The organism is Mucilaginibacter terrae, from assembly GCF_031951985.1.
GTDB classification, from domain to species: domain Bacteria; phylum Bacteroidota; class Bacteroidia; order Sphingobacteriales; family Sphingobacteriaceae; genus Mucilaginibacter; species Mucilaginibacter terrae_A.
In genome coordinates, this window is record NZ_JAVLVU010000001.1 from 4,059,261 (window position 1) to 4,077,391 (window position 18,131).

General features: G+C 44.2%; 16 protein-coding genes. 8 read left to right on the forward strand and 8 right to left on the reverse strand.

All coding sequences use genetic code 11. From position 1 onward, the window contains the following. Nucleotides 1–242: 242 nt before the first annotated feature. From QE417_RS17380 to asnS, 3 genes are all read right to left on the reverse strand, one after another. Complete coding sequence (locus QE417_RS17380; protein ID WP_311951745.1) at nt 243–3,479, reverse strand: S41 family peptidase; 3,237 nt, start codon at nt 3,477–3,479, stop codon at nt 243–245. Nucleotides 3,480–3,623: 144 nt separating this feature from the next. After that, nucleotides 3,624–4,376, reverse strand: a complete 753-nt coding sequence (locus QE417_RS17385) for an SDR family NAD(P)-dependent oxidoreductase (RefSeq protein ID WP_311951746.1) — start codon at nt 4,374–4,376, stop codon at nt 3,624–3,626. Nucleotides 4,377–4,638: 262 nt separating this feature from the next. Continuing rightward, nucleotides 4,639–6,075 (reverse strand): asparagine--tRNA ligase, encoded by a 1,437-nt coding sequence (gene asnS / locus QE417_RS17390; RefSeq protein WP_311951748.1) that lies wholly within the window; start codon nt 6,073–6,075, stop codon nt 4,639–4,641. Between the two features lie 182 nt (nt 6,076–6,257). Here asnS and dnaG point away from each other — a divergent pair, with 182 nt between their 5' ends. The 3 genes from dnaG (at nt 6,258) to QE417_RS17405 (ending at nt 9,942) form a co-directional block, all read left to right on the forward strand. After that, nucleotides 6,258–8,231: a DNA primase gene (dnaG, locus tag QE417_RS17395; RefSeq protein WP_311951750.1), complete on the forward strand. Its 1,974-nt coding sequence runs from the start codon at nt 6,258–6,260 to the stop codon at nt 8,229–8,231. A 267-nt stretch (nt 8,232–8,498) separates the two neighbouring features. Further along, nucleotides 8,499–8,867, forward strand: a complete 369-nt coding sequence (locus tag QE417_RS17400) for a YraN family protein (protein WP_311951753.1) — start codon at nt 8,499–8,501, stop codon at nt 8,865–8,867. Nucleotides 8,868–8,871: 4 nt separating this feature from the next. Next, complete coding sequence (locus tag QE417_RS17405) at nt 8,872–9,942, forward strand: glutaminyl-peptide cyclotransferase (protein ID WP_311951755.1); 1,071 nt, start codon at nt 8,872–8,874, stop codon at nt 9,940–9,942. 95 nt (nt 9,943–10,037) lie between these two features. Here the strand turns inward: QE417_RS17405 and QE417_RS17410 are convergent, their stop codons facing one another. Then, nucleotides 10,038–10,313, reverse strand: a complete 276-nt coding sequence (locus QE417_RS17410; RefSeq protein WP_311951756.1) for a hypothetical protein — start codon at nt 10,311–10,313, stop codon at nt 10,038–10,040. 429 nt (nt 10,314–10,742) lie between these two features. Further along, nucleotides 10,743–12,389 (reverse strand): glucose-6-phosphate isomerase, encoded by a 1,647-nt coding sequence (gene pgi, locus QE417_RS17415; protein WP_311951757.1) that lies wholly within the window; start codon nt 12,387–12,389, stop codon nt 10,743–10,745. A gap of 281 nt (nt 12,390–12,670) precedes the next feature. Here pgi and QE417_RS17420 point away from each other — a divergent pair, with 281 nt between their 5' ends. From QE417_RS17420 to QE417_RS17440, 5 genes are all read left to right on the forward strand, one after another. Continuing rightward, nucleotides 12,671–13,108 carry a hypothetical protein gene (locus QE417_RS17420; protein WP_311951758.1) on the forward strand — a complete coding sequence of 146 codons (438 nt, stop codon included), beginning with the start codon at nt 12,671–12,673 and terminating at the stop codon, nt 13,106–13,108. A 93-nt stretch (nt 13,109–13,201) separates the two neighbouring features. Next, nucleotides 13,202–14,294, forward strand: a protein-coding gene (prfB, locus tag QE417_RS17425) for a peptide chain release factor 2 (protein ID WP_311951759.1) whose coding sequence is annotated in 2 segments (ribosomal slippage) — nt 13,202–13,261 and nt 13,263–14,294 — 1,092 coding nt in all. Because the reading frame shifts where the segments join, the coding sequence is not laid out codon by codon here. A 71-nt stretch (nt 14,295–14,365) separates the two neighbouring features. Next, entirely contained in the window at nt 14,366–15,283 is a 918-nt protein-coding gene (locus tag QE417_RS17430; RefSeq protein WP_311951760.1) for an alpha/beta hydrolase, read from the forward strand. Between the two features lie 6 nt (nt 15,284–15,289). Then, a complete protein-coding gene (locus QE417_RS17435; RefSeq protein WP_311951762.1) occupies nt 15,290–15,886 on the forward strand; it encodes a hypothetical protein in 597 nt (198 codons plus the stop codon). A 381-nt stretch (nt 15,887–16,267) separates the two neighbouring features. After that, complete coding sequence (locus tag QE417_RS17440) at nt 16,268–16,594, forward strand: Imm32 family immunity protein (protein ID WP_311951764.1); 327 nt, start codon at nt 16,268–16,270, stop codon at nt 16,592–16,594. A gap of 51 nt (nt 16,595–16,645) precedes the next feature. Here the strand turns inward: QE417_RS17440 and QE417_RS17445 are convergent, their stop codons facing one another. From QE417_RS17445 to QE417_RS17455, 3 genes are read right to left on the reverse strand one after another with little or no spacing between them, the layout of a single operon-like run. Continuing rightward, on the reverse strand, nt 16,646–17,263 hold the full coding sequence (locus QE417_RS17445; protein ID WP_311951766.1) for a DUF4846 domain-containing protein: 618 nt from the start codon (nt 17,261–17,263) through the stop codon (nt 16,646–16,648). Continuing rightward, nucleotides 17,214–17,408 (reverse strand): hypothetical protein, encoded by a 195-nt coding sequence (locus QE417_RS17450; protein WP_311951768.1) that lies wholly within the window; start codon nt 17,406–17,408, stop codon nt 17,214–17,216. Before QE417_RS17450 ends, QE417_RS17445 begins: the two co-directional genes overlap by 50 nt. Continuing rightward, entirely contained in the window at nt 17,405–18,130 is a 726-nt protein-coding gene (locus tag QE417_RS17455) for a M23 family metallopeptidase (RefSeq protein ID WP_311951769.1), read from the reverse strand. Before QE417_RS17455 ends, QE417_RS17450 begins: the two co-directional genes overlap by 4 nt. Between the last annotated feature and the right edge of the window lies 1 nt (nt 18,131).

The window sequence follows — 18,131 nt, forward strand, 5'->3', positions numbered from 1 at the left end:
ATAAGTACAAGGCACAAGTAGCCACCGCATAGTGGCCAGCCCCACATACTTGCGCCAGAAAAAAGGAATACATTAAACGCAGAAAGCGGCTCCATGGAGCCGCTTTCTGCGTTATAAACCCCTCGTCATTGCGAGGTACGAAGCAATCTCTGAACTATGCATATTCGCTTTGCATCCGCAGAGATTGCTTCGTACCTCGCAATGACGAGGGGTAAGTTTACTTAATTGTACTCAACATCTCCTTAACCGCAGTTTCCATTTGGCTGGTCTTGCCCGTTCAGGAATTTGGTGTATTCGTTTAGCACTCTAATATCTGGTTCAACCTGTGCGTTTTCGGTAGGGTGGGTATCGCCTATGCCCCAGGTTGATACCATGGGTATACCGAATACAAGCGTGCCGTCAATTTGACGTTCCCACCAAACGGCGGTACCTGTTCCTGCTACCGGCATACCTATCAGCTTGCCCAGTTTCAAGGTTTTGTAAGCCCATGGGAAGATGAATGCATCCGAATAGTTGCCCTCGCTCATTACCACACAGCTTGGTTTATTCCATTTGCTTAATGATTCGCCGCCCTCGGTTGGATGCCCTTGCGGACGCAGTTCCATGTACATTTTACCGCCCAAAAAAGTAACCAACTCATCATGCAGCCAGCCGCCGCCATTAAAGCGGGTATCAACAATTAATGCTTTTTTGCTAAAGTTTTTACCCAATACTTTATCAAACGTTACGCGGTAGCTCGGGTCGTTCATGCCTTGTACGTGCACGTAACCCACTTTTCCGTTCGAAAGGCTATCAACTAAATGCTCCATCATACGGGTCCAGCGGTTGTATAACAGCACACTGCGCTCATAGCCCGGTGGAACCGGTTTTACGTTTTCCTCGTAAGTGGCATTGGTTTTAGGGTCGTGGAAACTGATGAGCGTGTACTTATCAACCTTGCGGTTAAGCAGCTTGGCCCAGTCGGCATCACCGGTAATAGCTTCGCCGTCAATTTTATCAATCACATAACCTTTTTTCATTTTGGTGCGCGCCACATCAAACGGGCCACCCGTAATAATATCGGCTACCACAAGTCCGTCGCCGCCTTTGGTTTGGTCGTATAAAAGGCCTAAAGCAGCTGTAACATCCCCATTAGGAAATTGCGGCGAATAACGGCCACCGGTATGCGAGCCATTCAGTTCGCCTAAAAACTCGCTCAGCAATACCTGGAAATCGTAATTATTATTAATGTGCGGCAGGAATTTGCCGTAAGTGTTGTGGTAATAGGTCCAGTCAACACCCTGCAATTTAGGGTCGAAGAACTTTTTGGTCACCTGTTTCCATGAGTGATCAAAAATGTAGGCTCGCTCGGCAGCGGCATCTAAATCCATGCTGCTGTTAATTTTAACAGGCGTTACTTTACCATCGTCAACTCCAACCTTCATCACGTTGCCACCGGCCAGTACAAACAGGGTCTTGCCATCGGGCGTAAGTTCAAGCGAGCCACCGCCTGAATTTAGTGCGGCCAACACCTTGGTTTCTTTGGTGCGGGTAGATGTTACCCATAAATCGTAACCCTTATCATAACGGGCCAGGTAAAACAGTTTCTCACCATCTTTCGACATTACGTCGTCGGCCATATCGGCCGAGCCAACGGTTAAGCGCACGGTACGGTCTTCCAGGTTTTTAAAGTTTGGCTCGTAAGCATACGGCGCAATACCGGCGGGAGTTTTGGCATTTTTAGGGGTGGATTTTGTGGTTTTATCGGCAACTTTGTTGGTCGAATCACGCTTTTCCTCTTGCTTGCGAATGTCTAAGTCCTCTTTGCTCAGGCGGAACCTGTCCCAGGCTGCCTGGTCAAAAAACATGGCATACACATCAGTTTGTGATCCGCGCGATAGGTTCTTCATACCCAGGCGGTCGCTTTGCCAGTACATCATTTTGCCGTTCATTCCCCAGCGTGGGCGGCCGTCGTCAAAACCGCTTTCGGTAAGGTTAAGGCGCTTGCCGGTACCATCGGCCTTAACAAACGCAATTTCGCTGCGGCCAAATGCTCCCTCTTCTGATTGAATGAGCAGATACTTACTGTCGGGCGACCATGAAAAATATTGGTCACCATCGGAATAAGAAAAATTAACACCCTCCGGAAGCACGGTTGTTGTCTTTTTGGTGGCAATATCAAATACTTTAACAATGTTACGTTCCTCCAGGTAAGCTATTTTTTTGCCATCCGGAGAATATATGGGCTGAAACTCTTCTTTATCGGTATTGATAACCGGCTCGGTTTTAAGTGTGGTTGAGGCAAAAAAGTAAGGCTCGGTAGCACTGGCTAAAGTGGTTTTGTAAATGTCCCATGAGCCTGCGTTTTCTACCGAATACAGCAAAGTGCGGCCATCTGGACTAAATTGTACCATGCGTTCCTGGTAAGGGGTGTTGGTAATGCGCTTGGTAATATTGCCATCAACTGATGTTACAAATATTTCGCCTCGGTAGATCAAGGCTACTTCCTTACCATTGGGCGATACCGCAATTTCGGTTGCATCGCCGCGTACCGGCATGTTTTGCACCTGGCTACCGTTAAAATCGGCACTCAGGCTAATGTTTACTTTTTGGGGCTGACCGCCATCTTTCAAAGTGTACAATTCGCCGCATTGGGTAAAGGCTAAGGTGCCATCCTCGGCGCGCGACAGGTTGCGAACCGGGTCTTTAGTAAAGTTGGTTACCTGTGAAGGAGTATTAGCAGATGCCAAACTTGCCTTAAACAGGTTTTGGTTACCATTGCGTTCGCTCAGGTAATAAAAATTATCGCCGCTGCCCCAAACCGGTTCGCGGTCTTCACCCACAAAAGGCGATACCTTGGTGTAGGCTTTGGTTGAGGTATCGTAAACCCATATATCGCGCGTTACGGCCGATGTATGGTGCTTGCGCCAGGGGTCTTCATAGCCTTTACGATCCTGAAAAATCATTTTATCGCCTGCCTTGTTCAGGTGCATGTTGTCCATACCTGCGGCGTTCACCATAATGCTGCGGCCGCCTTTTGCCGGTACAGTATACAGTTTCATAAACAGGGCATTGCTTGGGAAACGCACCGATGAGGCCAGGTCATTACGGTCGGTACCGAAATACACCTTTTGATTATCGGTCGAAAACTCGTACGGAATATCCCGCTCTGATGCAAAGGTTAAGCGGGTTGCAGATCCTCCGCTGGCAGCCATAATATATACATCAAAGTTACCATAACGGTCGGATGCAAAGGCTATCGACTGCCCATCGTGGCTCCAAACCGGGTAACCGTTATAGGCACTGTTAATGGTTAAGGGGATGGCGGTACCACCAGCCGACGGTACTTTAAACAGGTTGCCTTTATATTCAAAGGCTATCCACTTGCCATCGGGCGATAGGGATGGTTGCTGCATCCACAATAAATGCTCTTGTTGCTGGGCAAAAGTTGGTTTTTGCGTTAGTACAAAAGCCGAGAGCAGGAGTAATAATTTTTTCATGAGTTGGCTTTATAGAATGTTTAACACTCTAATGTAGTTAAAAACAATATCACTTGCCTTTGCCTCATGATAATTTACCTGTAACGCACAAGGCCGGTTAATTTTAACCGGCCTTGTGCGTTGTATAATAGAAGTAGTTGTAGCTTATACGGCGGTATAACCCCCATCAACCAGGTAATATGCCCCGGTCATAAAAGAGGCTTTATCCGAACTTAAGAACACAACCAGGTTAGCAACCTCCTCGGCTGTACCCAGGCGGCCAATAGGGTGTTTTTGCTTTAATGCCTCAAGCTGTTCGGGCTTCAGATTTTTCTCTAACAAAGGGGTATCAATATAAGCCGGACCAACCGCATTACAACGGATATTCTTTTTTGCATACTCGGCACCAATATTTTTGGTTAAGCCCACCACGGCATGTTTTGAGGTAGTATAAGCGCTCGAAAATGGAGCCGCCACCGAACCATGAATTGACGCCATATTAACGATAGAACCGCCGCCGTTTTGCTCCATGGCCGCAAGCTGATATTTACAGCCGTAAAATACACCGTCGAGATTGATGTCGAGTACTTTCTTCCAGCTCTCGAGAGAATAGTTGGCCGTTTCGGCTGCATCGCCGCCAATACCGGCATTGTTGCAGGCAATATCCAGTTTGCCAAAGGTTTCAACTGTGGCTTTTACTAATGCTTCATTATCTTCAGCGGTAGAGGTATCTGCTTTAAAAAATGAGGCTTTACCGCCTTCTTTCTCAATTAAAGCAACGGTTTCTAAACCGGCCTGCTCGTTAATGTCTGATACCATAACAGCTGCACCTTCGGCTGCATAACCAATAGCCACCGCTCTGCCAATGCCCGAACCCGCTCCTGTTACCAAGGCTGCTTTGTTTTCTAAACTTTTCATGGTAGAATATTTAAAATTGATAGATGATGTACAACATAAAGTTTAATTAATGTTGTGACATGTATTTAACGCTACAGGAATGAAAATGTTGGAAGTGCAGGTGTCATTTTAATGCAATGGTTCAACAAATGCTTCAAAACACAAGAGCCGATTGATTTACTCAACCGGCTCTTGTGTTACTTTATAGTACTCGTCATTGCTTCGTACCTCGCAATGACGGTAGGAGAGTATTTAGCCTATCGTTGGTGTTATCACCAACCAACTAAAACTCTGCGTTTTTAGGGAAACGTGGGAACGGAATAACATCGCGGATGTTACCCATACCGGTAACGAACAATACCAAACGCTCAAAACCCAAACCAAAACCGGCATGCGGACAACCACCAAAGCGGCGGGTATCCAGGTACCACCAAAGCTCATCTTTAGGAATACCTATTTCATCCATACGTTGTTCCAGTCTTTCTAAACGTTCTTCACGCTGCGATCCGCCTACAATTTCGCCAATACCGGGGAAGAGAATGTCCATAGCGGCAACGGTTTTACCGTCATCGTTTTGGCGCATGTAGAAAGATTTGATCTCTTTAGGATAATCGGTTAAAATAACCGGTTTTTTAAAGTGTTTCTCTACCAAATAACGCTCATGTTCCGATTGTAAGTCGGCACCCCAGCCCTCAATAAGGTATTGGAATTTTTTCTTTTTGTTAGGTGTCGAATCTTTCAGTATCTCGATAGCCTGAGTATAAGTTAAACGCTCAAAATCGTTGTTTAAGCAGAATTGGAGTTTCTCCAGTAAGGTCATTTCTGAACGTTCCTGTTGTGGTTTGCTCTTCTCTTCTTCTAACAGGCGTTGGGTTAAAAACTCAATATCCTCAGCGTTGTGCTCAAGGGCGTAGTTAATCACGTATTTCAATAAACCTTCGGCCAGGTCCATGTTATCGGCCAGGTCATAAAATGCCATTTCGGGCTCAATCATCCAAAACTCGGCTAGGTGGCGGGTAGTATTTGAGTTTTCGGCACGGAAAGTAGGGCCGAACGTATAAATGTCGCTCAGGGCCATTGCACCCAGCTCACCCTCTAACTGCCCTGATACGGTCAGGTTAGTAGCACGACCAAAGAAATCTTGTTTGTAGTCAATTTCGCCGCTTTCGGTACGTGGAAGGTTATTTAAATCAAGATTGGTTACTTTGAAAGCCTCGCCGGCACCTTCAGCATCTGATGCTGTAATTACCGGGGTATGCAGGTAAACAAAGCCTTTTTCCTGGAAAAACTGGTGTACCGCAAATGATAAACTGTTGCGTACCCTGAAAATAGCACCGAACGTATTAGTACGGAAACGCAGGTGAGCAATTTCGCGCAAAAACTCAAGGCTGTGTTTTTTAGGCTGTAACGGGTATTTTTCCGGGTCGCTGTCGCCCAGTATTTCAATGCTGGTGGCTTTTACATCAACCGCCTGGCCTTTACCTAAGCTGGCTACTAAAATACCGGTAACGCTAAGTGCCGCACCGGTGGTAATACGCTTTAATAAGGCTTCGTCGGTATTCTGAAAATCAACAACTATTTGTATGTTGCTATTGGTTGAGCCATCATTTAAAGCAATAAACTGGTTATTACGAAAGGTGCGTACCCATCCTTTAACATTTACTTCCTGTTCTGCCGGCGTGGTTTGCAGCAGTGCTTTAATCTTAATTCGCTCACTCATATATCTTAAAAATTGAGCGGTAAAAATACAATTTAGATGTAAGAAACAAGAGGTAAGAAACAAGAGATATGTGGTGTTTATGCTGGATTAAAATTTCCATGTTTTTAAACCGTTTAAAATTACTTACCTTCATGGTTGGGGGCATAAAATGCTTACCTTTGCAGCCCTGTTTTTTAGCGCACATGATAACTAAAGTCACCATTGATCGAATAATGGAAGCCGTCGACATCGTCGAGGTTATTGGCGAATTTGTGCAGTTAAAAAAGCGTGGTGCTAACTACGTAGGCCTTTCTCCATTTGCTAACGAAAAAACACCTTCGTTCACGGTATCTCCGGCAAAAGGAATTTTTAAGGATTTCTCGACAGGCAAAGGCGGTTCAGCGGTTACCTTCCTCATGGAGCTTGAAAAGTTTTCGTACCCCGAAGCTTTAAAGTGGCTGGCCAAAAAGTACGGCATCGAGGTTGAAGAGCTGCAGGACAAGCCCGAAAATATAGAGGCCGACAACCGCCGCGAAAGTCTGATGGTGGTAAGTAATTACGCCGCCAGGTTTTTCCAGGAAGCCATGTGGGAAACGCCCGAGGGCAAAAGCATTGGCTTAAGCTATTTCAGGGAGCGCGGTTTTACCAACGAAACCATTAAAAAGTTTGAATTGGGCTACTCGCCCGATCAATGGGAGGCTTTCACCAGCGAAGCCATTAAGAATGCCTACCAGCCCGATTTTTTGATAGAGAGCGGCCTCTCGGTAAAGCGCGATAATGGCACCCTGTACGACCGTTACCGTGGCCGTGTAATGTTCCCTATTCATGGTTTTACGGGTAGGGTAATTGCCTTTGGCGGCCGTACGCTCAAAACCGATAAAAACGTACCCAAATACGTTAACTCGCCCGAATCGGAGATTTATCATAAATCGAACGTTTTATACGGGTTGTACTTTGCCAAAAAGTCAATTCGCGATGAGGATAACTGTTACCTGGTAGAAGGTTATGCTGACGTGCTATCGGTACACCAAGCCGGTATCGAAAACGTAGTAGCCTCATCGGGCACCTCACTTACGGTTGAGCAAATACGTTTAATAGGTCGTTTTACCAAAAACATCACCATTTTGTATGATGGCGATGCCGCGGGTATTAAGGCATCATTACGTGGTTTGGATTTAATTCTGGAAGAAGGCCTCAACGTAAAAGTAGTTTCATTCCCTAATGGTGATGACCCCGACTCGTATATACGGAAGGTGGGTAGCAGTGCCTTTAAAACACACATCGAGCAAAACAAGAAAGACTTTATTCTTTATAAAACCAGCATCTTACTCAAAGAAGCTGGTAACGACCCTATACAAAGAGCCAATGTAATCCGCGAAATTGTAGAGAGTATTGCTAAGATACCTGATTCTATTAAGGCGTCGGTATTTATACGTGAGTGTAGCCAGCAGTTACAGATTGATGAGCGCATCCTGTTATCGGAACTGAACAAGATGAAGCTTGGCAGGGCCAAAAAGGAGCAACAAAAGCAGCAGTCGCGGCCTGAACAGCAAGCGGAAGCTTTAGAAGGCAACCCGTATGGCGATATGCCGCCGCCTGATGAACTTGGTTATTATGACGAGCAGGCTGCCCCGTCAAAATCGGTGGAAGCCAGCCTTAATCAGGAGCGTGAGATTATCAGGCTGTTATTAGTTTACGGGCACCAGATCATTAATTGGGATAATATTACCAATATCTATATAGGTCCGTTTATAATTGCCGAGCTGGCCGACGTGGAGTTTGAGAACCCGGCTTGCAAAAACTTTGTAGCGCTGTATAAGCAGCAGTTAGAGAACGGTGTACTGCCCGAAGAGAAATTCTTTATTCATCACCCTGAAAAAGAAATGGTTGACTTGGCGGTTGATATGCTCTCCACCAAATACACGTTGAGCGAGAACTGGTACAACATGCATAAGATATTTATTTCGGGCGAGGAGGCCAATATGAAGGGTACTATCCTGGGTGCTATATTTCACCTCAAAAAACAGAAGGTGGGCAAGATACTCGACCAACTGCGCACCGAGTTGCAAAACACGCAAGACCCGATTGATCAGGATGCCATAATGGGGCGGTACCTGCAAATGAAGAAGATAGAGAAGCATATTTCTGATTTTTTGGGGTCGGTTATTATTAAATAACAATGATTAGGTACGTTTATCTTGCATTATTTTTCATATTTCAATTTTGTGCCACATGGTTCTTTTCAACCTTAAATGAACCTTATGCCATGATAGGCTCATTTTTATTAATTTCTATCACAGGAGTTTTAATTTATAAAAACACCAAGTTTAGCACACCTATTAGAAATTTGGGATGGGGAATTATGTTTGGAAGCTTCACATTCTTGTTGTTTATAGTTTCATTATTTATTATTCTTGGGATTGGTTTGTTGATTCAACAGTCTAATGGCTAAGCACCACGAACTCGGCCGCCGCGGCGAAGCCTTAGCCAAAGCCCACCTCGAAGCTGCCGGTTACGAAATACTGGACGAAAACTGGACTTTTGGCAAAGCCGAGGTAGATTTAATTGCTTATAAAGACCGTATCATTATATTTACCGAAGTAAAAACCCGTACAGGTACCGGCTTTGGCCAACCCGAAGATTTTGTAGACACACGAAAGCAAAAGCTGCTGGCCGGTGCGGCCGATGAATACATTTACCTTATGAACCACCAGGGCGAGGTGCGTTTTGATATTGTATCCATACTATTTACACCCCAAAATACGTATACACTAAAACATATTGAAGATGCCTTTTGGCCATCGCCTTATTAAACACATGAAACGTACATATATCCTTGGCATAGCCACATTTATATTAGCACTTTACAGCTGCGGCGATAAAAATAAACCCGTAAACATTAGCATTAGTCCCGATGCGGGCACCAGCTATAAACAGGGCGATAAGGTGGCTGTTAAATTGACTCTCCCGGCCGATTTTAAAGCCGATTCGATAGTTTACCTGGTAGATTCGGTACGGTTGGCTGCCAAAACCGACTCATCTTCCTATAGCCTTGCAACCGATAGTTTGGGTTTAGGTGCCAGAGTATTAACAGCCCGCATATACAGCGCCGGGAAAGTTGAGGAGCAAAGCACCAATATTAACCTGCTGGCAGCCAAAGCCCCTGAGTTGTATACCTACCAATTAGAGAAAACCTTTGCACACGATACGGCTTCGTTTACCGAAGGATTGGAGTACCACGATGGTGTTTTATATGAGAGTGACGGCGGTTACTGCCGCGAAGGTTTAAAATCGAGCCTTCGTAAAACCAATGTAGACGGCAAAGTACTTCAAAGCATTGATATTGATTGCAACACATTTGCCGAAGGTATTACTGTAATTGACAATAAAATTATCCAGCTTACTTACCGTGAGCGGGTAGGTTATGTGTACGATAAAGCTACACTTAAGCTATTATCCAACTTTACTTTTACCCAGGGCGATGAAGGCTGGGGCATGTGTAACGACGGCAAGAACCTGTACTGCAACACTGGTTCGAACCAGATATACGTGATGGATAAAACCAGCTTCCGCACGCTGCGTAACATTGATGTATACGACGACCAAGGGCCTATTGACGACCTGAACGAGATGGAATACATCGACGGCATGATATACGCCAACGTTTGGCAAAAGGATGATATTGTGGTTATAGACCCTAAAACCGGCGCCGTAGTAAAACGTATTGACCTAAGCGAACTAACCAAACAAGCCACCGTAGGTATTAATAATAGTGATGCCGTACTAAACGGCATTGCCTGGGATGCAGCAGGTAAACGCCTGTTTGTAACCGGTAAAAACTGGCCTAAATTGTATCAAATCAAGGTGGTGAAGAAACAGGGAGTTTAAGTTGTGCTTATCAGTATTGCTCATTACTTTCCAGCAATATCCATTTAAAACAGAAGTGCCGCTTTAAAGCGGCACTTCTGTTTTATACACGTCGCTTATATATCAGGTTGATGATATTTACTGGCGGGTTCCCACTTATCTAACTTACCGTTCACAAAGTATAGCCAGTAACCATCTGATTTTTGGCCGTTAAAATGTTCGTTGTATTCCAACACTTCTATAACTGTTTTGGTTTCGGGATAGCTTTTGGCAGATATGGTGCCGTAGGGTTTCTTTTTTAAAGCTTCTTCAACCTCTGCTTTGGTCATGCCTATTTTAAGCACCGAGGTGTTAACACTCCTCAACGACGAGCAAGAGGCAATGATTGCCATCAAACAACTGCAGATTAAAAGTTTTACTAAGATTTTCATAGGTTGATGTTGTATTGTTGTTTGATGGGTTTTAACAGCACATGGTTTAACAGCAAATGGGTAAAAATGTATAGCGTAATATTAAAATTACAGGTAATGAAGAAAAGATAAAGCTATCCGACCAGGTCTGGCAAGACTGTTTTTTGACATAACCCACGCCGATATGCAAACCACCATTGTCCGGTCTGCGGTTATGACTTTTAAAATGATGCTGATAGAGGCGGAGTAGCACATAAACAAAAAATGTCATCTCGAACGATAGTGAGAGATCCTGTTAATTATGCAAAGTCGCCGCCTGCATGTTTTAACAAGATTTATCGTTATCACTCGAAATGACAAGTTTTTATAAAAAGTCTTGATTCCTGGCTCTTGTCTCTTAATTCTATTCCCTTATCTCCACTCTTTATACTGATTGATCAAACCATTAGTCGATGCATCGTGAGTACTCACCTCGTCGGCAGTACGTAGCTCAGGTAGTATTTTGCCGGCCAGTTGTTTGCCCAGCTCTACACCCCATTGGTCGAAGCTGTAAATGTTCCATATAATGCCCTGTACAAATATTTTGTGCTCATACATGGCAATTAACGAACCCAGCGCACGCGGGGTGATCTTTTTAAGCAATATAGAGTTGGTTGGGCGGTTACCTTCAAATACCTTGAATGGTGCCAGGGCTTCAATTTCTGCTTCGGTTTTACCGGCGGCTTTCAGTTCGGCTACTACTTCTTCGTAGGTTTTGCCGTTCATTAGGGCTTCGGTTTGGGCAAAAAAGTTTGATAGGAGCAGGGTATGGTGCTCGCCAACCGGGTTTTGCGACTGTGCAGGCGCAATAAAATCGGCAGGGATCAACTTGGTGCCCTGGTGTATTAACTGGTAAAACGCATGCTGTCCATTGGTACCCGGCTCGCCCCAAATAATAGGACCGGTTTGGTAATCTACAGGTTGGCCGTTGCGGTCAACGTATTTGCCGTTGCTCTCCATATCCCCTTGTTGAAAATAGGCAGCAAAGCGGTGCATATACTGGTCGTACGGTAAAATGGCCTGGCTTTCGGCATCAAAAAAGTTATTGTACCATACGCCTAACAGGGCGGCAATAACCGGTATGTTTTGTTCAAATTCAGTTTCTTTAAAGTGGTTGTCCATAGCATGGGCACCACCTAATAACCCTTCAAAGTTATCAAAGCCAACGCTCAGGGCAATTGATAAGCCAATAGCACTCCATAACGAGTAACGACCGCCAACCCAATCCCAAAAACCAAACATGTTTTGCGTATCAATACCAAATTTTTCAACCGCGGCAGCATTGGTGCTCAAGGCAGCAAAGTGCTTGGCAATATTAGCCTCGGCAGCGCCGCCGGCTAAAAACCACTCGCGGGCACTGTTGGCGTTGGCCATGGTTTCCTGCGTGGTAAAGGTTTTTGATGCTATGAGGAAAAGCGTAGTTTCGGGATTTAACTGTTTTAACGTTTCGGTAATGTGCGTGCCGTCAACGTTCGATACGAAGTGCAGGTTCAGGCGGGTTTTGTACGGCTTTAAAGCCTCGGTAACCATCACCGGCCCAAGGTCCGATCCGCCAATGCCTATGTTTACCACATCAGTAATTTCTTTGCCGGTGTAGCCTTTCCATTCGCCGCTAATTACTGCTTCGCTAAACTCTTTCATATGCTGCAGCACGGCGTTTACATCGGGCATAACATCTTTACCTTCAGCTAATACCGGTGTATTGCTTTGGTTGCGCAAGGCGGTATGTAGCACCGGGCGACCTTCGGTAACGTTAATAGCTTCGCCGTTAAACATGGCGGCAATTGCCTCATTTAACCTACACTCTTTGGCCAACTGTATTAATAAAGCTATAACCTTATCGTCGATGCGGTTTTTTGAATAATCGAAGAGCATTTCCTCAAAATAAACCGAAAACTTGCTAAAGCGTTGTGGGTCAGTTGCAAACAGGTCTTTAAGTTGCTTAGGCTCCAGCTCGGGGAAGTAGTCGGTTAAGTACTCGTAAGCCTGGGTGGTGGTAAAATCAATGTTTGGCAGCATAATTGATATGTTATAGTACGCCCAAATGTAAGCTTTTAAACCGCTTTGCAAGTAAAATTTTTCATCCGTTCAACCGGGGCTTAGCGTGTTAAATACACTAAAACTTAATGTAAAATCTACACTAAATCTTAGTGTTTTAAATACACTTTCAAATTGTCATATTTTCAAAATATTTCACAAAATATTTTGATTTTAAAAACAATTATTTATTATATTTGATTTACTGTTAAAATATCAGCCGAAACACAACCATTTTATTAATCTGCTAAAAAATGAAGGCCATGTTTGAAAAACTTTTTTTATTGGTAAAAAATAATGCCGGAATGGCAATTATGAACAACCCGGTAATTCCTGCCGGTTCGCGCGAGGCGGTGTTGACCGAGGCCTCAAGCTCAATTATTGATGTGTTAAAGAATTTGATGGAGACAGGACGTGTTAATGACATTATTAAGTTCTTCCAGTTTTCGGGTTCGTACAACCAAAGTTTGGTAAGCAGTATAACCAACAAGTTTGCAAACAGGTTAAATAAGTTTTACAGTATTGATATGCCTGCTGCTCAAGCTGCAGCAGCTTCATTAATACCCGCTGTAATGACACAGTTAGTACAGCAAAGCAACAGCAAGCAAACCGAAGAATTTGCTTTAGGCACCATGCTATCACAACTAAACGGAAACCAGGCCGATTTAAACGGACTGGTGAACAAGCTGATGATTGCCTAAAGACAACCTTCGCAGATAATAAGAAAAAGGCTTGCCAAACATGGCAGGCCTTTTTTGTGTTTTGAGCTAAACCAATTACCTATATTTGCCATTATGACTAAAGAACAAGTACAAGACTTGAGGGATAGAACAGCTTCCCTGAGGAGGCATCTTTGACATTGATAACAAGCTTGAAGAATTAGCCCGCGAGCAGGAAATAACTATTGGCCCCGATTTTTGGAACGCACCCAAAGAGGCCGAAAAGGTATTGGCATCCATCAAACTTAAAAAAGTATGGACCGATGCCTACCAGAAAGTATTAGCCAGTGTAGAAGATACCGGTGTACTATATGAGTTTTACCAGGCTGGCGACGCTACCGAACCTGAAATGCAGGAGCAGTTTAATTCATCGTTAAAGGCGGTAGAAGAACTGGAGTTCCAAAACATGCTATCGGCCGAAGAAGACCAATTGAATGCCGTATTGCAGATTACCGCAGGTGCCGGTGGTACCGAAAGTTGCGACTGGGCAGCCATGCTGATGCGTATGTACATTATGTGGGGCGAAAAGAACGGCTACAAAGTAACCGAGCAAGACTCGCAGGAAGGTGACGTAGCCGGTATAAAAACTGTAACCCTACAATTTGAAGGCGATTTTTCGTATGGCTATTTAAAAGGTGAAAACGGGGTGCACCGTTTGGTGCGTGTATCGCCGTTTGATGCCAATGCCAAGCGCCATACCTCGTTTGCATCGGTGTATGTATACCCGCTGGTTGATGATACCATTGAGATAGATGTTAACCCGGCCGATATTGAGTTTGAAACCTTCCGCTCGGGCGGTGCCGGTGGACAAAACGTGAACAAGGTTGAAACCGCCGTGCGTTTATACCACAAACCATCGGGCATTGTGATCAAGAACCAGGAATCGCGCTCGCAGTTGCAAAATAAAGATAATGCAATCCGTTTGCTAAAATCGCAGTTATACGAAATTGAGATGCGTAAGCGTATGGAAACCAGCAACGCTATTGAGGGTAATAAAAAGAAAATAGAATGGGGATCGCAAATACGTAACTACGTACTGCACCCGTACAAACTGGTTAAAGACCTCCGTACCGATCACGAAACCTCCAACGCACAAGCCGTGCTCGACGGCGATTTGAACGAATTTCTCAAAGCATACCTGATGGAGTTTGGCGGGCCAAAAAGTTAAGTAAGAAGAAATAACAACAGCTTGCTTATTACAAAGCATAGGGTTAGCTTTGGTGACCAATACTCTTTAAAATGAGAAAAACCATACTACCTCTATGCTTTGCTTTTGTTATGGCTACTGCAAGTGCACAAACTAATCCGCCCATTAAACTTTACCCTAAAGGCGTACCCAACTCCAAACCCGCCCCGGCTACCTACGTAGAAAAAAATGAGGGCAACCGTGTAGGCATGGTAACCGACCCTACACTTACCCCATTCTTCCCCGAAAAAGGCAAAGCCAATGGTGCCGCCATAATTGTGTGCCCCGGTGGTGGATACTCGCGTTTGGCTATTGACCACGAAGGTTGGGCTGTAGCTAAAAAGTTTGCCGATATTGGTGTTACCGCATTTGTGCTCACCTACCGTTTGCCCAGTGATGTTATTATGGAAGATAAATCCATTGGGCCGCTGCAGGATGCACAACGCTCGGTACAGTTAATACGCCAGCGTGCAAAAGAGTGGGGGATAGATACGGCAAGGGTAGGCATCATCGGCTTCTCGGCAGGCGGGCATTTGGCTTCAACAGCTATTACACATTTCAACAAAGCGGTAATCGATAATAAAGACAACATTAACCTGCGCCCAAGCTTTGGCGTACTGCTGTACCCGGTGGTTACCTTCGGTCCCGAAATGCACCGTGGCTCTAAAGAAAACCTGATAGGCAAAACACCAACCCCCGAACAAATAGACCTCTATTCTAACGAAAAACAGGTAACCCCGGCAACCCCGCCTACGTTTTTAGTACACGCCCAGGACGATAAAACCGTACCCGTTGCCAACAGCATTATGTTTTACCAGGCCATGGTTAAAGCCGGTGTAAAAGGCGAACTGCACGTATACCAGGCAGGCGGCCACGGCTTTGGGCTGGTTAACAAAACCACTAAGGACGAATGGTTTGAGCTTTGCAAACATTGGATGGATGCTAATGAGTGGTTAACGGCGGCGAAGTAATCGTTAATGCAAAATCTCGATAAACTTCAGGCGCAATTAAAAACCGGTTCGGAGCCATTGATTGCAGATGGAAATAGACTCGGTTTTTCTCTACTGGATTTTTGGCAATGGAGCGTATCTGATATTTTGAGTAATGCCACGCGGGGGCGATTTGCCGAATTTATTGTAGCTACTGCTACAGGCATAGATATAAAACAAGTTAGAGACGAATGGGCAGCTTATGATTTAGAAACACCCGACGGAATAAAGATCGAGGTAAAGTCGGCTGCATACTTACAATCCTGGTATCAAAAGGTGTTATCCAAAATATCATTCAGTATTAAACCGGCATTTTATTGGGATTATGAAACCAATAAACCATCACCCGTTGCAAAACGCACTGCCGATGTCTACGTATTTTGCTTACTGCATTACAACGATAAGCAAACCGTAAACCCGTTGAATCTTGACCATTGGGAGTTTTATGTTGTGGCTACCGCTCAACTCGATTCACAGTTTCCAAATAGTGGTTCGATAAGTTTAAATAGCTTGAAGAAGTTAACTGAAGAAGTTTCTTATCATAAATTGTTACCAGAGATAAACCGGCAGAATAATGCTGTTTAGTAGCCTATAGCTAACGATTCACTAACAAGCATGCGAAATTACTTTAAGCCATCATTTTTTGTAACCATTATATCGGGTGTAAATTTGCTATTGCATTATTCGTTCTGGTTTCATTTAATAAGGTTCAAAGGATATGAATATTCTTTCATTGTATTGATGGGATTTTATTTTCCCGTAGTTCTTTTTGTTGGTACGGTCATCGTTATGTTTTACCGTAACAAAGCAAATTTGAATCAATGGACAATTCTTTTGATAAACGCAGTAACCATTGTAACTACCCTTTATAAATTATGGCAGTTACAAGTAAATATTTAAGTTCAAAGTCCAAATTCGCGTAATTTTAGCCTATGGTTGGCGTTGTCACAACCATTTACATATTTTATGAAAAATTACCAATCTGAAATTACAGGCCATGTAGATATTTTCGTTGCCAATAACGAAGAAGAATTTGAAGGCACAGTAGAAAAGTGGCAGGAAGTATTAATTCATGGCGACCCTGAAGGACTGAGATCATTGGCAAAACTTTTAGTTAAAATTGCCGATTTTAACCAGGAGGATGAAATAAGTTTACCAACAGGAGCAAGAGAACATGTGCATTTGCGACCTGATTTACATATAAGTAAAAGTTCGGTACAAGTTATTGTAGGTAGACTTGACGCAAAGAGTACAGGTGCTTTTTATGACCGCTACGTGCCAAAGTCTAAATAATTTGCAGCTAAAACTAAACAATTCGTATTAATTCCCTAAATTAGTTTTAACTCAAAACCTCCTCAAATAAGTAAAATCAACCAATTCCCCATAAGGTATATTAGCAGGCTGCCCCAAACTAAACCATGGCGAACCATTTTGCACGATCTGGATGTTTTGCGCAGGCATAAAGCTTTGCGCTAACAGGAGCACCTTTTTACCATTGGCAGCTGTGGCAGTGTTTACCACTATAAAGCAATGCCCCGGCGATCCGCCTTTAATAAATACATCGCCAATTTGCAGGTCGGCGGCGTTGGTTACCTTTTTCAGTTCTTTTTCGAGCGATAGGGTACCGGCGTATGAGAACACGAGGTTCATGTAACGTAAAAAGTTTTTGTAGCTATAATCTCTGGCAGACTGTTTTTTCCAAGTGCCGTTTTGCTGATAGCGATAGCCGTTGGCATAATGTACAAAATCGCATTTAAAGCCGCTGGTGAAGTTAAAGCTGATGGCATCATAATCTTTACGGGCAAACAGGTATTCTGCACGAAGGCGCATAACCGCATCGGCACATTGCTGTAAGTCCTGGCTGCCAATGCTCATGTTAATTACTCCCGCGGTATAGGCGTCGGTACGGGCTTTATTGCCTTGATAAGTAAGCGTGTGCGTTCCGGCAGGCAACAGGGGCAAGGTTTTGCAAATAACTGGCAAAGCTTCCGGCTGGCGTTGTTGCTGTTTTATACCCCTGTGGTGGAGCGAAACGTTGTTGCACAGTATCGGGTTTGGTAAAAGCCATTAGCAGACTTACCGATAGTAGTAAAATTAATTTTTTCATAAGGTAGAGGCTTTGATAAGATTTTGATACGGATTAAATGGCACCGGCAATCCGTTCACCAACCTGAATGCCGAAAAGTGCAAATGTGTAGGCGAACGCTTTTTGTAAGCATTCAATCCTGTGCGACCAACCTCGGCAATTTTTTGTCCGCGTTTTACCACATCGCCGGTTTTTACAAAAAGCTGTCGGTTGTGCGCGTAATAGCTAAATAAGTTTAAACCGGGGTGATACACCCATATGCATTTGCCGCCCCTTAACGCACTACCTACATCCCATTGCGGTGTGCACGATACTACAACCCCGTCTGTTACGGCCAACACCTCTACCGGTTTCAGGGTTTTATCATCAAAGGTGTCCTGGTTGCGGTCGGTAATAAAAATATCATGGGCGGGGTGCGCCGTGTGTTTATTGCCATCTAAAAAATGATAGCCCTTGTCAAAATAACCATTGCCCTTAACCCCGCCAATAGCATTGGCCTTGTAGCCTTTCAGCGGAAAGGTCCAGGCATCGGGACTATTGAAACCGGCATTTTTGTCGATTTGGGTAATGAGGTGGGTCAGCTTTTTAGTTGCCGTTTTACGGTCGATGGTATTATTGGTAACTGTTTTATTTAGACTATCTAACTGGATACAATAATTTACTACCGCATTTTGCTGGGCATATAGTTTAGTGCCGCAAAAGATAAAAAGCAGTATGATGGTCAGAAATTTAGGCGTATTCATG

What these genes read in the sequence shown, in the direction of transcription:
- QE417_RS17450 (WP_311951768.1), bottom strand. Translation starts at nt 17,408, where the DNA reads ATGAAAAAATTAATTTTACTACTATCGGTAAGTCTGCTAATGGCTTTT.
- QE417_RS17420 (WP_311951758.1), top strand. Translation starts at nt 12,671, where the DNA reads ATGTTTGAAAAACTTTTTTTATTGGTAAAAAATAATGCCGGAATGGCA.
- QE417_RS17455 (WP_311951769.1), bottom strand. Translation starts at nt 18,130, where the DNA reads ATGAATACGCCTAAATTTCTGACCATCATACTGCTTTTTATCTTTTGC.
- QE417_RS17410 (WP_311951756.1), bottom strand. Translation starts at nt 10,313, where the DNA reads ATGGCAATCATTGCCTCTTGCTCGTCGTTGAGGAGTGTTAACACCTCG.
- QE417_RS17405 (WP_311951755.1), top strand. Translation starts at nt 8,872, where the DNA reads ATGAAACGTACATATATCCTTGGCATAGCCACATTTATATTAGCACTT.
- QE417_RS17440 (WP_311951764.1), top strand. Translation starts at nt 16,268, where the DNA reads ATGAAAAATTACCAATCTGAAATTACAGGCCATGTAGATATTTTCGTT.
- QE417_RS17380 (WP_311951745.1), bottom strand. Translation starts at nt 3,479, where the DNA reads ATGAAAAAATTATTACTCCTGCTCTCGGCTTTTGTACTAACGCAAAAA.
- QE417_RS17435 (WP_311951762.1), top strand. Translation starts at nt 15,290, where the DNA reads ATGCAAAATCTCGATAAACTTCAGGCGCAATTAAAAACCGGTTCGGAG.
- QE417_RS17400 (WP_311951753.1), top strand. Translation starts at nt 8,499, where the DNA reads ATGGCTAAGCACCACGAACTCGGCCGCCGCGGCGAAGCCTTAGCCAAA.
- asnS (WP_311951748.1), bottom strand. Translation starts at nt 6,075, where the DNA reads ATGAGTGAGCGAATTAAGATTAAAGCACTGCTGCAAACCACGCCGGCA.
- QE417_RS17430 (WP_311951760.1), top strand. Translation starts at nt 14,366, where the DNA reads ATGAGAAAAACCATACTACCTCTATGCTTTGCTTTTGTTATGGCTACT.
- QE417_RS17385 (WP_311951746.1), bottom strand. Translation starts at nt 4,376, where the DNA reads ATGAAAAGTTTAGAAAACAAAGCAGCCTTGGTAACAGGAGCGGGTTCG.
- pgi (WP_311951757.1), bottom strand. Translation starts at nt 12,389, where the DNA reads ATGCTGCCAAACATTGATTTTACCACCACCCAGGCTTACGAGTACTTA.
- dnaG (WP_311951750.1), top strand. Translation starts at nt 6,258, where the DNA reads ATGATAACTAAAGTCACCATTGATCGAATAATGGAAGCCGTCGACATC.